The organism is Escherichia sp. MOD1-EC6021 (genome assembly GCF_002965245.1).
In the GTDB taxonomy this organism is placed as follows: Bacteria; Pseudomonadota; Gammaproteobacteria; order Enterobacterales; family Enterobacteriaceae; genus Escherichia; species Escherichia coli_F.
This window is the reverse complement of sequence record NZ_PTRU01000003.1, coordinates 308,332-322,636: the sequence shown is the minus strand read 5'-3', so window position 1 is coordinate 322,636 and position 14,305 is coordinate 308,332. Positions and strand designations below refer to the sequence as shown.

At 52.8% G+C, this 14,305-nt stretch carries 16 protein-coding genes; 3 read left to right on the top strand and 13 right to left on the bottom strand.

Annotated features, from left to right (window positions below; translation table 11 throughout):
• Positions 1–127: 127 nt before the first annotated feature.
• From flgL to flgB, 11 genes are all read right to left on the bottom strand, one after another.
• The gene (gene flgL, locus BEB54_RS05960) at positions 128–1,081 is read right to left on the bottom strand and encodes a flagellar hook-associated protein FlgL (protein ID WP_001212755.1); all 954 of its coding nucleotides are present in this window, start codon (positions 1,079–1,081) and stop codon (positions 128–130) included.
• An 11-nt stretch (positions 1,082–1,092) separates the two neighbouring features.
• The gene (gene flgK, locus BEB54_RS05955) at positions 1,093–2,736 is read right to left on the bottom strand and encodes a flagellar hook-associated protein FlgK (RefSeq protein WP_105277119.1); all 1,644 of its coding nucleotides are present in this window, start codon (positions 2,734–2,736) and stop codon (positions 1,093–1,095) included.
• A gap of 65 nt (positions 2,737–2,801) precedes the next feature.
• A complete protein-coding gene (gene flgJ, locus BEB54_RS05950) occupies positions 2,802–3,743 on the bottom strand; it encodes a flagellar assembly peptidoglycan hydrolase FlgJ (RefSeq protein WP_105277118.1) in 942 nt (313 codons plus the stop codon).
• A complete protein-coding gene (gene flgI / locus BEB54_RS05945; protein WP_105277117.1) occupies positions 3,743–4,840 on the bottom strand; it encodes a flagellar basal body P-ring protein FlgI in 1,098 nt (365 codons plus the stop codon). The genes flgJ and flgI overlap by 1 nt, the downstream gene beginning before the upstream one ends.
• A gap of 11 nt (positions 4,841–4,851) precedes the next feature.
• Complete coding sequence (gene flgH / locus BEB54_RS05940) at positions 4,852–5,550, bottom strand: flagellar basal body L-ring protein FlgH (RefSeq protein WP_001295442.1); 699 nt, start codon at positions 5,548–5,550, stop codon at positions 4,852–4,854.
• 52 nt (positions 5,551–5,602) lie between these two features.
• A complete protein-coding gene (flgG, locus tag BEB54_RS05935) occupies positions 5,603–6,385 on the bottom strand; it encodes a flagellar basal-body rod protein FlgG (RefSeq protein ID WP_000625837.1) in 783 nt (260 codons plus the stop codon).
• Between the two features lie 170 nt (positions 6,386–6,555).
• Complete coding sequence (gene flgF / locus BEB54_RS05930; protein ID WP_032183933.1) at positions 6,556–7,311, bottom strand: flagellar basal-body rod protein FlgF; 756 nt, start codon at positions 7,309–7,311, stop codon at positions 6,556–6,558.
• A 19-nt stretch (positions 7,312–7,330) separates the two neighbouring features.
• Positions 7,331–8,536, bottom strand: coding sequence for a flagellar hook protein FlgE (flgE, locus tag BEB54_RS05925; protein WP_032183932.1), 1,206 nt, complete (start codon positions 8,534–8,536; stop codon positions 7,331–7,333).
• A gap of 25 nt (positions 8,537–8,561) precedes the next feature.
• Entirely contained in the window at positions 8,562–9,257 is a 696-nt protein-coding gene (gene flgD / locus BEB54_RS05920) for a flagellar hook assembly protein FlgD (protein WP_000020484.1), read from the bottom strand.
• An 11-nt stretch (positions 9,258–9,268) separates the two neighbouring features.
• Positions 9,269–9,673: a flagellar basal body rod protein FlgC gene (gene flgC / locus BEB54_RS05915; RefSeq protein ID WP_001196460.1), complete on the bottom strand. Its 405-nt coding sequence runs from the start codon at positions 9,671–9,673 to the stop codon at positions 9,269–9,271.
• 3 nt (positions 9,674–9,676) lie between these two features.
• Positions 9,677–10,093, bottom strand: a complete 417-nt coding sequence (gene flgB, locus BEB54_RS05910) for a flagellar basal body rod protein FlgB (protein WP_000884705.1) — start codon at positions 10,091–10,093, stop codon at positions 9,677–9,679.
• 154 nt (positions 10,094–10,247) lie between these two features.
• Between flgB and flgA the strand changes: the two genes are divergently transcribed.
• From flgA to flgN, 3 genes are all read left to right on the top strand, one after another.
• A complete protein-coding gene (gene flgA, locus BEB54_RS05905; protein ID WP_105277116.1) occupies positions 10,248–10,907 on the top strand; it encodes a flagellar basal body P-ring formation chaperone FlgA in 660 nt (219 codons plus the stop codon).
• 75 nt (positions 10,908–10,982) lie between these two features.
• On the top strand, positions 10,983–11,276 hold the full coding sequence (flgM, locus tag BEB54_RS05900; protein WP_000020882.1) for a flagellar biosynthesis anti-sigma factor FlgM: 294 nt from the start codon (positions 10,983–10,985) through the stop codon (positions 11,274–11,276).
• A gap of 4 nt (positions 11,277–11,280) precedes the next feature.
• Entirely contained in the window at positions 11,281–11,697 is a 417-nt protein-coding gene (flgN, locus tag BEB54_RS05895) for a flagella biosynthesis chaperone FlgN (protein ID WP_000197347.1), read from the top strand.
• Positions 11,698–11,736: 39 nt separating this feature from the next.
• On the opposite strand, the gene murJ is transcribed toward flgN, so the two are convergent.
• Both murJ and BEB54_RS05885 read right to left on the bottom strand, forming a co-directional pair.
• Positions 11,737–13,272 (bottom strand): murein biosynthesis integral membrane protein MurJ, encoded by a 1,536-nt coding sequence (gene murJ / locus BEB54_RS05890; protein ID WP_001050688.1) that lies wholly within the window; start codon positions 13,270–13,272, stop codon positions 11,737–11,739.
• Between the two features lie 109 nt (positions 13,273–13,381).
• Positions 13,382–14,305 carry a Gfo/Idh/MocA family protein gene (locus BEB54_RS05885; protein WP_032183929.1) on the bottom strand — a complete coding sequence of 308 codons (924 nt, stop codon included), beginning with the start codon at positions 14,303–14,305 and terminating at the stop codon, positions 13,382–13,384.

Below are 14,305 nucleotides of genomic sequence, written 5' to 3'. Positions count from 1 at the left end.
ATTAAAATTCATCGAATGGCATCCTTGCTAACCAACAATACAAAATAGGCAAAAAAATGCCCGCCCCGGCGATCCCAGAGCGGGCAGACAAAACATACCCAGTTTCATGATATGTTTTAAAGCGAGCTTATTTGTTGAGCTGGAACAGCGACAATCCCTGCATATCGGTAAATGCTTTATACGATGCCTGCAATGCCGTTTGCTGCATGATGTAAGATGAAATAGTTGCATTCCAGTCCACATCAACCAGATCGCTCATCTGCTGCGTTTGCCCTAAAGCGCGATCGCTACCTAATGAATCCAGCGACTCCAGTTCGTTCAGCTGCGTGCCTAATTCCGCGCGAACGGTCAGCACATTGTTCAGCGAGTTTTTCAGTCCGCGGTTGGTTTTATCCAGTGCCGCAGCGGCGGTTTCTTTATCCGCTTCGCTTTCCGCGACCGGCGTTTTCAGGGCTGCGATGGCGCTATCCAGCATGGCAAAAAGATTGGTTTCAGAAGCGCTACCGTCTGGTTCCGCTACCGCGTTGCTGGTAATACTGTCGAAAATTTTGTCACCCGTGTGCCCTATCACCATCGAACGCGAAGCATCGACCTGTTGTTTAATACTTTCTGCTCCGCCAACATATTCGCCGTCTGCCTCACTAAACGGCGCAGTTTCTGTTTTATAACCGGCAAAAATGTAGCGCCCGTTACCATCCGTAGTGTTCGCCAGATTCAGCAACTGGTCACGAATACCCTGGATATCGGTTGCCAACGACGCCCGGTCATCGTCACTCAAGGTGCCATTGCTGGCGTAGACAATTTTTTCCTGAGCATTCTGGATAGCAGTGGTGACCTGGCTAAGCACACTCTCTTCCAGTGACACTTTTTGAGTGGCGAAAGTACGCGCCAGCGTGTACTGGCTGTTTTGCGCCTGTGCCTGGGAGAGAACAACAGCTTGTGATGCAGCAATGGGATCATCTGAAGGGTTAACGACTCGCTTACCCGTCGACATCTGTTCGCCGTACTTCATCCATTCTGCCTGAGAATTGGTGATGCCACGCATGTTTTGCTGGTACATCATCTGGGTACTGAAACGCATTTTATCTCCCCTTAACGAATGTTAATCAGCGCATCAAAAATCGCGTTTGCCGTCTGCAGAACCTGCGCATTCGCCAGGTAATACTGCTGAAAACGTTGCAGATTTCCATACTCCTCATCGAGATTGACACCGGAAATCGACTGCTGCTGATTGGAAAGCTGCGTCACCACATTACCTTGCGTGGTGCTACTGGTTTTCAACGTCGCGGTTTTATTACCGATATCACTCACTAACGAGGCATAAGCGTCGTTAAAGGATTTCGCACCGCCCACCGTTTTACTGTTACTTTGCAGATCCAGCAGGGCCTGACCGTTGCGGTTGTCGCTATCACCCGCATCTTCTGCGCTCGCCATGGCGATTTTCGCTTCGTCGGTGATTAATACATCCATGTTGACGATGGCGTCACTTACCGGTTTCAGTGTGAAGCTGTCGTTAACGGCAGGCGTTCCTGTAAACGTCAACTCCAGACCATCAAATGCCACTTTACCGTTGGCATCCGGCGTCACCGTAAAAGTGGTATTGCTGGCAAGGCGGGTGACCTGCCACTGATTATTATCGAACGAGATTTTGTAATCTGTCGCCAGTACCGCGGAGGCATCAGTTACCGTGGCACCGATCGCAACGTCACCGTTGTTTTTAGTGTTTTGCAGAACCGCGGGCTTACCGATAGCAAAGAAATCTTCACCGGCATCGCCGTTAGCATCAAATCCGGCTTTGTGTTGGGTGTTGAAAGCCTCGGCAAATGCCAGCGCCAGTTGTCCGAGCGTATTACGCGTCTGGTCCAGATCCTGAGAACGGAATGTCAGAATGCCGCCCAGCGACCCGGTATTCAGTAATTTCTCCGGGATCTCAATATTGCCTGCCGTCCCATCAACATAAGCGACAGTCGTACGAGAAGGGTCGGCGCTGGAAGGAACTGCCGCAAGTTGCCGCGCCGTACTACCCTGAACCAGTGAGTAACCATTGGCCATCGTGATGTTATAAGTGCCACCATCCTGAACGCTGACTTCTACACCAACAATCTGGTTTAATTCGCTCACCAGTTGATCGCGTTGATCCAACAGATTGTTAGGTGACGCCCCTGCTCCCACGCCTGTCAGGCGGGAGATCTGATCGTTCAGGCTGGCGATTTGTTTAGCGTAATTGTTGATCTGATCAACGCTGGCACCTATCGCGATATTGACCTGTTTGTCCTGGTCGCGCAGATATTGATCGGTGGTTTTAAACTGATTCACCAACCCTTCTGATTTCCCAATCAGCGCCTGGCGCGCTGCCGGATCTTCCGCGTTACTCACCAGCGTTTGCAGGCTGGTGAAGAAATCCTGCATCTGTGTTGCCAGCGAAGAGGTACTGGTGGAGAGCATATTGTCGATTTTCGACATCTGCTCATAGCGGGCAGTCAGGCCGCTACTTTGCGTCTGCGCAGCACGTAACTGGTTGGTAATAAACGCATCATACTCACGCTGCACACCAGAAACGTAGACGCCATTGCCAACCCAGCCGCCAGCGCCCAACGTGCTATTGGCCTGCGCCATAATAGTGGTTTGGCGGGTATATCCGGCAACGTTATAGCTGGAAATATTATTACTTGCCGTATTTAACGCCGCCTGAGCCGCGTTCAGTCCGCTCATGGCGTTATTGATCAAGCTGGACATGGAGGTTCCTTATAAGCCTTCAATTACAGAGTATTATCGGCAGCGACACGCCGGACTTGAGTTATTCAGAACAGATTATCAATGTTCATGCTGTAGGTTTTGCTCACCTTGTCGCTTATCGATTTCATCTGCTGAATCATGCTGGTGAGTTTGCGGGCATAGTGAGGATCGGTGGCATAGCCCGCGTCCTGTAGGGCCTGCGCCCCCTGCTCCGCACTCGCGGCGGTCGTCACGGCAGCGTAGCGCGGGTTACGTGTTAATAGCCCAACGTAATCCGACAATGCTTCCAGATACGAGCTGTAGACCCGAAACTTCGCTTTTACTTTCTTCGCTTCGCCATTTTCATATTCAGTCGTGGTGATTTCAGTGACTGGCCCTTTCCAGTTGCCAGAGGCTTTGACGCCAAACAGGTTATAGCTCGGCTCGCCGTTTTCACGGCGGATTTGCCGTTGTCCCCAGCCAGATTCCAGCGCCGCCTGAGCGAGGATCAAATGATGTGGCACACCGCTTTGCTGGCTTGCCAGTTGGGCGGGCAACGAGAGTTGCGCGAGGAATGCTTTACTGTCACCCGGCAGCGAATCATCGTAGTTACGTGGTACGGCCTTTTGCACCAGCTGCGAAAGCGTCTGATTTTGATAACGCACCACGGTTTCGAGCGGGAATTTCATCGGTGCTGCTGGCGTGGACTCCTCTGGCGATGGTTGTTCTGGCGTCATCTGTTTAACCATCATCTCTGCCAGCCCCAGACCTTTGCCCGCCGTCATCTGTTGGGCAATCTGCTGGTCATACATACTGGTATACAGGCGAGTGTGCTCGCTGCTGAACAGGCCATCTTTTGGTAAAGCGTCGCGCATGCTTTTCAACATCATCTGCACGAACATCCCTTCCACCTGGCGGGCCACCGGACGGATATTTGCCGCCGGATCTTCGCCCGCTTTCGCCTTAAGTTCGTTGAGCGATTGTGCATCCCAGGCCGCACTTGCCAGTAGTTTGCTGTCGCTGATCATCAGATGATTTCCAGTTTTGCCCGCAGACATCCCGCACTTTGCATTGATTGCAGTATGGACATCAGATCCATCGGCGTAGCGCCCAGCGCATTGAGCGCACGCACCACGTTATTGAGGCTGGCGCTGGAACGTACGCTTTGCAGCGAACCGCCGCTCTGGCGTAAATCGATCTGCGTCTGTGGAGTAACCACAGTCTGCCCGCCACCAAACGGTGTATCTGGCTGGCTGACATTGGCCTGCCGATTTACCGTAACCGAGAGATTCCCCTGCGCTACCGCGCAGCTGTCGAGGGTCACTTCGCGATTCATCACCACCGAACCAGTGCGCGAGTTAATCACTACTTTAGCGTCCTGCGGGGAGACATTAACCTGCATATTCTGGATATCGGCAAGGAAACGGACCTGGGAACTGTTGCCACTCGGTACGCGCACCTGAATAGTCCGCGCATCTAACGCGGTGGCGCTGCCATATCCACGCACGCGGTTGATGGTGTCAGCGATTTGCTGCGCCATACTGAAATCTTCGTCGTTAAGTTGCAAATTAAGGGTATTCCCGACGCCAAACTGGCTGGGCAATTCACGTTCAATAACCGCACCATTGGTGATCCGTCCACCGTTCAGTTGGTTCACCTGAACACTGCTACCGCCAGCGGAGGCCCCTGCGCCGCCAACCAGAATATTGCCCTGTGCCAGCGCATACACCTGACTGTCAACGCCCTTAAGCGGTGTCATCAATAACGTACCGCCACGCAGACTTTTGGCATTTCCCATGGAAGAAACCACCACGTCAATGGTTTGCCCCTGACGTCCAAACGGTGGAAGTGACGCCGTCACCATTACCGCAGCGACGTTTTTTAGCTGCATATTAGTGCCCGTCGGAACGGTAATTCCCAGCTGTGAGAGCATGTTATTAAGCGTTTGTGTGGTAAACGGCGTCTGAGTTGTCTGGTCACCGGTGCCATCCAGCCCCACCACCAGGCCATAGCCAATCAGTGAGTTTTGCCTTACCCCCTGAACACTGGTGAGATCGCGAATACGCTCAGCCTGAGCTGCCGTGATAACCAGTAGAAGAATTAATGCAGAGAGAAATTTAATCACCACAGCCTCACTTACATTGGCGACAGGTTAAGGAAGAAACGCTGCAACCAGCCCATATTTTGCGCTTCGTTAATGTAGCCATTGCCTACGTATTCAATGCGCGCATCCGCCACCTGAGTAGACGGTACGGTATTACTGCCGCTGATGGTGCGAGGATTAACTACACCAGAGAAGCGAATAAATTCGGTACCCTGATTAATGGCGATCTGTTTTTCACCCACCACATGCAGGTTGCCGTTGACCAGTACCTGGTCAACCGTCACCGTCAACGTGCCGCTAAAGGTATTGCTGGCATTGGCCCCGCCTTTTCCGTTGAACGTGTTACCACCGGAGGCTTCGACATCGGCACGAGCGTTACCAAACAGCCCCTGCAAATAGCGCGGCACAGTATCAAAGCCAAAATTGGTTTTACCGTCACGGCTGGCATTAGCAGAGGAGCTTTTGCTGGCGCTGACGTTCTCCTGCAACACGATGGTCAACGTATCGCCAATATTGCGTGGTCGACGATCTTCAAACAGCGGTTGATAGCCATAGTTAATCGGCTGAGCAGACTGGAAAATAGAACCGTTGGCGACGGGCGTCGGACCGGGAACCGGTTGTGCACTGGTCGCCCCCTGTACCAGCGGCGTGGAGGGTATCCAGGCGCAGCCGGTTAGTGAAAGCACCAACAAGCTGGAAATGGCATAAGTATGCGCAGCGTTTTTTTGCATGGCTATCATCTTCAAAAATCAGTCAACCGGTGAATCTGCCACCGGTTATGCCTTAGAGTTGCGTCAGTTTTTGCAGCATCTGATCGGTGGTGGATACCGCTTTACTGTTGATTTCGTAGGCGCGTTGCACCTGAATCATATTGACCAGTTCTTCCGCCACGTTGACGTTAGACGTTTCAACATACCCTTGATACAGCAGTCCCGCACCGTTCAGGCCCGGCGTGCTTTCGTTCGGTGCACCGGAGGATTGCGTTTCGGTGTAGAGGTTTTCGCCAATACTCTCCAGTCCGGTATCATTCATAAAGGTGGTGAGATTGAGCTGCCCAACCTGAACCGGAGCTGCCTGGCCTTGTTGGGTTACGCTGACCACGCCATCACGACCGATGGTGATACTTAGCGCATTCGCCGGTATGGTGATCGCTGGCTGCACCTGAAAACCACCAGCCGTCACCAGCTGCCCGTTCTGATCCACCTGGAAAGAGCCGTCGCGGGTATAGGCTGATGAGCCATCTGGCAACATCACCTGGAAAAAGCCCTGCCCTTTAATCGCGACATCTTTGCTGTTATTGGTTTGCGACAGGTTGCCCTGGCTGTGTAAGCGTTCAGTGGCGACCGGGCGTACACCCGTGCCGATTTGTAATCCGGATGGTAAGGTGGTTTGTTCGGAAGACTGTGCCCCTGGCTGGCGAATGGTTTGATACAGCAGATCTTCAAACACCGCGCGCTGACGCTTAAAACCGTTGGTACTGACGTTTGCCAGGTTGTTGGCAATGACGTCCATATTGGTTTGCTGGGCATCTAGGCCCGTTTTGGCGATCCATAATGAACTGATCATAAAATGTCCTGTAGTGGATTAGTGACAAAGTGCATCTGTCTTCTTGCCGGATGCGGCGTAAACGCCTTATCCGGCCTACAAGGGATAGAAAAATCAATAAATTGCGATGTACCCCGTAGACCGATAAGTTTGCACACTGGGCAACTTACATTTGTCATGTATCCGTTCAATTAACTCATCGACAGCAGTTGGTTGGCACGGCCTGCGTTATCATCGACGCTGCTGATCACCTTCATCTGCATTTCAAAACGCCGCGCGCTGGCAATCATGTCGCTCATTGCCGCAACGGCATTGACGTTACTGCCTTCCAGAACCCCCGACATCACACGTAAGGTTGGATCTGCCTGCAGTACCGGCCCACGCGTAGCCTGGCTTTCTGCGCTTAAACGAAAAATGCCGTCGTCACCGCGCTGCACTTCGCTGCCCGTGGCTTTCACCAGCTTCAGACGCCCCACTGGCGCGACAGTATTTGCCGGATCGCCAGAATTCAGCGCCGAGATTGTGCCATCGGCAGCAACAGTGATTTCCGCCCCTTCCGGCACAGCAATTGGCCCCGCCTCGCCGATCACCGGATGCCCCTGAATTGTCAGTTGCCCGGTGGGATCAACCTGAATGCTGCCATTACGCGTATATCCTTCGCTGCCGTCAGCGGTCTGCACGGCCAGCCAGCCGTCCTGCTGCAACGCGACGTCCAGCGGGCGCGAGGTGTAATCCATCTTACCGGGCGTCATGTCAGCACCCGGTGTTGACGCCGTAACCAGCGTGCGCGTGGGTAGTGAAAGCCCTTCCACCGGCACTGCACGCAAGGCGTTTAACTGTGCGCGAAAACCGGGCGTAGAGGCATTGGCCAGATTACTGGCGGTCACCGCCTGTTGATTCAGCGTCTGGCTGGCTGCCCCCATCGCGGTATAAATTGCGTGATCCATTGAGCTATCCCGTCAGCGATTAGCGTAAGTTAACCAGCGTGTTGAGGATCTGGTCCTGGGTTTTGATGGTCTGGGCGTTAGACTGATAGTTACGCTGGGCAACGATCATATTGACCAGTTCTTTGCTGAGATCGACATTGGACGCTTCCAGCGCACCGTTGGTCAGGGTGCCAAAGTTGCCCGTCCCGGCTGTCCCCAACAGCGCCACGCCAGAAGATTGCGTCGCAGACCAGACGTTGTCGCCTTCGGATGCCAGACCTTCGTTGTTGGCAAAGTTCGCCAGTACAATCTGCCCCAGCAGTTGGGTTTGTTCGTTGGAATAGTTGCCGACAACCGTACCGTCATCATTGATTTGATAACTCACCAGATCGCCCGGTTTATAGCCGTTCTGGGTGGTTGCCACAATGTTGTTAGCACCGGTATTTTGCTGCATGGAGTTGAGGAAGCTCAGGCTAAACGTGGCGGGATCTGCGCCGTTAATTGCGCCGGTGGTAATATCCTTTGTTGGATCTGAGGTCAGAACGCCATTGGCATTAAACACCAGCGTCGTTGCAGGGTTAGCAGTGCCTTTTGGATCACTGCTATCCAGGGTGTAAACATCCCAGTTATTATCCCCGGTCTTCACAAAATAAACGCTCATATCATGAGCATTACCCTGACTATCGAAAACAGTCACCGAACCTTTTTTGTTATAGCTATCCGCATTGCTGGCATCGAATCCTTTAACAGAGGGAAGCGGATCACTGGAATTCAGGTTGATCTGCATCGACGCCGTGGTGGTAGTTTTCGCTGCCATCAGGGTATTCGGGATCGAAATATTGGTCGGATTCGCCCCTTGTTGAATAGTCGGCGGCGTACCGGTTGCCGGGTAACCCGTCAGCTGTAAACCTTGCATATTCACCAGGTTACGGTTTTCATCCAGCTTAAATTGTCCATTACGGCTGTAAAAAACCGAACCATTGCTGTCTACCAGACGGAAAAAACCATTCTGGCTGATAGCAACGTCCAGACCTCGCCCGGTGTTGGTGGTCGTGCCATCGGTAAAGTCCTGAGTGATACCGGCAACTTTTACCCCCAGTCCCACTTTCGAACCGGCAAACATATCGGCAAAAGAGGCCGTGCCTGATTTAAAGCCGTAGGTGGCGGAGTTGGCGATATTGTTGCCAATAACATCGAGGTTGGTGGCGGCAGCGTTTAATCCGCTAACCGCTTGAGAAAAGGCCATGACTGACTCCTGAAATTTGAGGGCTTTAAATTATCTGCCGTACTTCGTCGAGGGTGGTGGTGCCGTAAGTGCCGAGATCCAGCGTATTACCGTTGTTGCCGCGGATCACCCCCTGCACCAGAGCAAACTGCAGCGGCTGGGCAACCAGTTGTGTACCACCGTTACTGGCGCTAATCGCTACATTGTAAGAACCGTTCGGCGCAGTGCTGCCGTCAGTCAACGTACCGTCCCAGGTGAAACTGTGGACTCCGGCAGTCAGTTCACCGATATCAATGGTACGGACAACCGCACCGTTTTTATCGGTGATGGTGGCCGTAACTTTGTCTGCCGCCTGCTGCAACTCAACACCAAACGGTGTGGTCGTGGTCACAGCCCCTTCTTCACTGCCGGTTCCGGCAAGAACTGTGGTGCCGGGGATCATCACACCGTGACCGATCAGGTTACTGGCCTGTAACGACTGGCTGTTATCAATCTGTCCGGAAATAGATCCGAGCGTGGTATTGAGTTTTTCAATCCCGCTGACCGTGCTGATTTGTGCCAATTGCGACGTCAGCTCGTTGTTTTCCATTGGATTGGTCGGGTCCTGGTTTTTCAGCTGCGCCACCAGCAAAGTCAGAAAACTGCTTTGTAAATCTGCGGCGTTGCTACCCGTGAGTGAGCTACTGCTGGTGGTGCTGACGCCGGTATTTGTCGGATCGGTGGTGGTTACCGCAATGGACATAGATTTCTCCTTTATTGACCAAGCGTAAGGGTTTTCAGCATCATGCTTTTCACCGTGTTGAGCACTTCAACATTGGCCTGATAGCTGCGTGATGCTGACATGGTGTTAACCATCTCGCCGACAACATCAACGTTTGGCATTTTCACGTAGCCCTTTGCATCCGCCAGCGGATTACCCGGTTCATAAACCAGTTTGTCCGGAGCCTGACTTTCTATAACATCGGCAACCTTTACGCCGCCTGTCGCAGCGCCTGGCGCAGCGTTCACCTGGAATACCACCTGTTTTGCCCGATATGGCTGTCCATCGGGACCGGTCACGCTATCAGCATTCGCCAGATTACTGGCCGCCACATTCAGGCGCTGGGACTGGGCAGTTAACGCCGACCCGGCGATATCAAAAATGTTCAGCAGTGCCATCCGTTAATTTCCGCTCTGTAAAACGTTCATCATGCCTTTGATTTGCCCGCTCAACGCGCTAAGGCTCATCTGGTATTGCAGGCTGTTATCGGCAAACTGAGTGCGTTCGCGATCCATATCGACGGTATTACCGTCCAGCGAAGGCTGGTCCGGAATACGGTATTGCAGTTCTGCGGTAGGAGGCGTCAGCGCCTGCGCCGGAATGTGTTGCGTTGAGGTCATCGTCAGCGCAACCATGCTGGTTTCATCCCGTCCACGCTGCATGACCTTTTTAAGTTCACTGGCAAAATCGATATCGCGTGCCTGATAACCAGGGGTATCGGCATTGGCGATGTTTGCTGCCAGCACTTCCTGACGCTGGGCGCGCAGATTGAGCGCCTCTTGTTGAAAACGTAAGGCGGCGTCGAGCTTATCGAGCATATCTCCTCCGCAAGTATCAAAATTCTGCCATCAGCTTAAATGCCTTTACACGCGCGTTATCGGCGGAATAAACGCAAAATGGGTCGCTATTTATGCCGTTGATGGTCATTGCGTACAGGTACAATTCACGTTGTAGAAATGGCTGGGAGCGAAAATGCTGGCAATAAAACGTAGCGTGGCGATCATCGCGATACTGTTCAGTCCGTTAAGTGCGGCGAGCAATCTCACATCGCAGTTACAAACCTTTTTTAGCGCCCAGCTCGCGGGAGTAAGTGATGAGGTTCGTGTTTCTATTCGTACATCGCCCCATCTACTTCCGCCGTGCGAGCAACCACTGCTTTCGATAAGCAATAATTCCCGCCTGTGGGGAAATGTGAATGTGCTGGCACGCTGCGGTAACGACAAACGATATTTGCAAGTCAATGTACAGGCCACAGGAAATTATGTGGTTGCCGCGATGCCCATTGTGCGGGGAGGAAAGCTGGAAGCTGGCAATGTAAAACTGAAACGCGGACGACTGGACACCTTGCCGCCGCGTACTGTGTTGGATATCAATCAACTTATTGATGCCGTTAGCCTGCGCGATCTATCACCCGAACAACCTATCCAATTAACCCAGTTGCGCCAGGCCTGGCGTGTAAAAGCGGGACAACGCGTCAACGTGATCGCCAGTGGTGATGGGTTTAGCGCCAACGCTGAAGGTCAGGCGCTGAACAATGCTGCCGTCGCACAGAATGCGCGGGTGCGCATGGTATCGGGACAGGTGGTCAGCGGCGTTGTCGATGCAGATGGGAATATTCTTATAAACCTGTAACCTGTTAAAGATTACCCGACCCATGCCGATAAATAAGCAACACATGATAAAAGCGCCCTCAATGAGGAATAAACCATGAGTATTGACCGCACTTCACCTCTGAAGCCCGTAAGCACCGTTCAACCGCGTGAAACCACTGACGCGCCGGTAACGAATACCCGGGCGGCAAAAACAACCGCCGCCACCAGCACCAGTGTGACGTTAAGCGACGCGCAAGCAAAACTAATGCAACCCGGCAGCAGTGATATCAATCTTGAACGTGTCGAAGCGTTAAAACTGGCGATTCGTAACGGTGAACTAAAAATGGACACCGGCAAAATTGCCGATGCGCTAATCAACGAAGCGCAGCAAGACTTGCAGAGTAACTGATCGTATGACGCGTCTTGCAGAGATCCTCGACCAGATGTCCGCAGTGCTTAACGATCTCAAAACGGTAATGGATCAAGAGCAGCAACATCTCTCAATGGGGCAGATCAACGGCAGCCAGTTGCAATGGATTACAGAACAAAAAAGCTCACTGCTGGCGACGTTGGATTACCTCGAACAGTTACGCAGAAAAGAACCCAATGCAGAAAATAGCGTTGATATTAGTCAACGTTGGCAGGAAATTACGGTGCAAACTCAGCAACTACGTCAAATGAATCAACATAATGGCTGGTTACTGGAAGGTCAGATTGAGCGCAATCAACAGGCGCTGGAAATGTTAAAACCGCATCAGGAACCGACGCTGTACGGGGCGAACGGTCAGACATCAATACCCCATCGCGGCAGTAAAAAGATTTCGATCTGAAGATTATCTCCGGCCTGCAGTGCAGGCCGGAATGCATTGTTATACCGTCCGACGGGCAAACTCTTTAACTTTGAAGCCCAACACCGCCAGTGCAGCGAAGTACGCGGCAATTCCCGCCAGCACGACCGCCATTAAACGCAGTAAACGCCAGGGCATAGTACCCAGTGACCACTCTGGCATGATATGTAACATACCTAAAAGCACGCCAGACATCACCAGTACCGCCACCACCAGACGCAACAGAAACGGCATCCAGCCGGGTTGCGGGGTAAAGATTTTCTGCTTACGCAACTGCCAGTAAAGCAGAGAAGCATTCAGACACGCCGCCAGACCAATAGAAAGGGACAGCCCGGCATGTTTCAACGGGCCGATAAACGCCAGGTTCATCAATTGCGTTAAAATCAGCGTAACGATGGCAATTTTCACTGGCGTTTTAATGTCCTGGCGGGAATAAAAGCCAGGAGCCAACACTTTCACGACAATCAGGCCAATCAAACCCACCGAGTAGGCAATTAACGCCCGCTGGGTCATCAGCGCATCAAAGGCGGTAAATTTACCGTACTGGAACAGCGAAACGGTTAACGGACCTGAAAGAATGCCCAACGCAACCGCACTCGGCAGCGCCAACAGGAAACAAAGACGCAGCCCCCAGTCCATCAAACGGTTGTATTCATCATGATTGCCACTGGCAAAACTTTTCGACAGCGACGGCAGCAAAATGGTGCCAAGCGCCACGCCCAGTACACCGGACGGAAACTCCATTAGGCGGTCGGCGTAATACATCCACGACACCGAACCGGAAGCAAGAAACGAGGCAAAAATGGTGTTGATGATTAAGGAGATCTGGCTCACAGAGACGCCAAGGATCGCCGGTCCCATCTGTTTCACCACGCGCATTGCCCCGGCATCGTGGAAGTTAATGCGTGGCAAAACCAGCATGCCGATCTTCTTCAAATGCGGTAGCTGATACACCAGCTGTAGGATGCCGCCGACCGTAACAGCCCATGCCAGCGCCAGCACCGGAGGATTAAAGTACGGTGCGGCAAACAGCGCGAAGCCAATCATGCTGATGTTAAGCAGCGTTGGAGCAAATGCCGGAATCGAGAAGCGGTTCCAGGTATTCAGAATCGCACCCACCAGCGACGCCAGGGAAATCAGCAAGATATAAGGAAAGGTAATCTGTAATAACTGGGTAGTCAGGGCAAATTTGTCGGCCGTGTCAGCAAAACCCGGCGCGGTCACCATGATCACCCACGGCGCGGCGAGCATCCCGGCGACCGTCACAACCGCCAGCGCGAGTGTCAGCAGGCCAGAAACATACGAGACAAAGACCCGCGTGGCGTCTTCACCCTGCTTGCTTTTATATTCCGCCAGAATCGGTACAAATGCCTGGGAAAATGCCCCTTCGGCAAAGATACGGCGCAACAAGTTAGGAAGTTTAAATGCGACGAAAAAGGCGTCTGTTGCCATCCCTGCGCCAAAGATTCTGGCGACAATTGCGTCACGTGCGAAGCCAAGCACACGCGAAAACATGGTCATCGAGCTGACGGCGGCCAGCGATTTTAATAAATTCATCGGTGTTCTAATCCAGACCCACGGGCAAAACGCCTGCAAGGCAGGCGCTGAAAGAGGCGAATAGTCTACCTGGATTATGGTGAATTGCTACCGCCAGATGTTACAGGGTTTATTCACTCATCGCATCGCGCCAGATCTTGTCAACGATGCGTTGCGCCAGTATTGCCTGTTCTCCGGCAGTTTGTGGAACTGTCTGATTTTGCACGCAATCAATGAAGTGACGCGCACAGCCAACAAATCCACGTTGCTCAAGAGTACTCTGCCAACCTGGAATAGGTTTATGCACCACGCCCTGCCCGCGCTCCTCACGCCATTCGCGCATATCCGTAATGTCGATGAGCGCACCGTCAGTCACGGCCTGCACGGTTTCACGCTGACTTCCGGCACGGCGATGCATACAGGTGGTGATCTGCAAAGGACCGGCCGAAAAATGGTGCTCGGCAAACAGCATTTCGCCAGCGTCATTAGTCAGTAGCGTACCGCCATCCAGAGAGACTTTGCCGCCCGACAACCACAGCACGGTATCCACCACATGCAGATAATCATCCAGCAACGTGAAATAAAGGTCGTGTGGCCCGACGCTATTACTACGATGTTTATCCATTCTTAGCGAGGCGGCGGTGGAGAGTTGTGTTTTTAACTCAACGTAGAGTGGTGCGAAGCGACGGTTAAAACCGACCATCAACGTCAGTTTTTTCCGCGCCGCCAGTTCAACCAGCCGTTCAGCATCGCGCAGATTTTCTGCCAGCGGTTTATCGACACAGACATGTACCCCCGCATTGAGTAACGCACTGACCACGTCAAAGTGGCTGGCGGTGCTGGAATGCACAAAAACAGCGTCACAACAGGCAGCAAGGCTGGATAACGAATCGGCATAAGGAATGCGCCAGCTTTCACAAATTGGCAGGGCTTTCGCGCGCGTTGGCGACCACGCACCTTGTAAGGTCCAGTCAGACGCTGCCGCCAGCACCGGTAACCACGCCTTTTGCGCGATGCCGCCTAACCCCACTACGCCGATACGTAATTTTTTCAC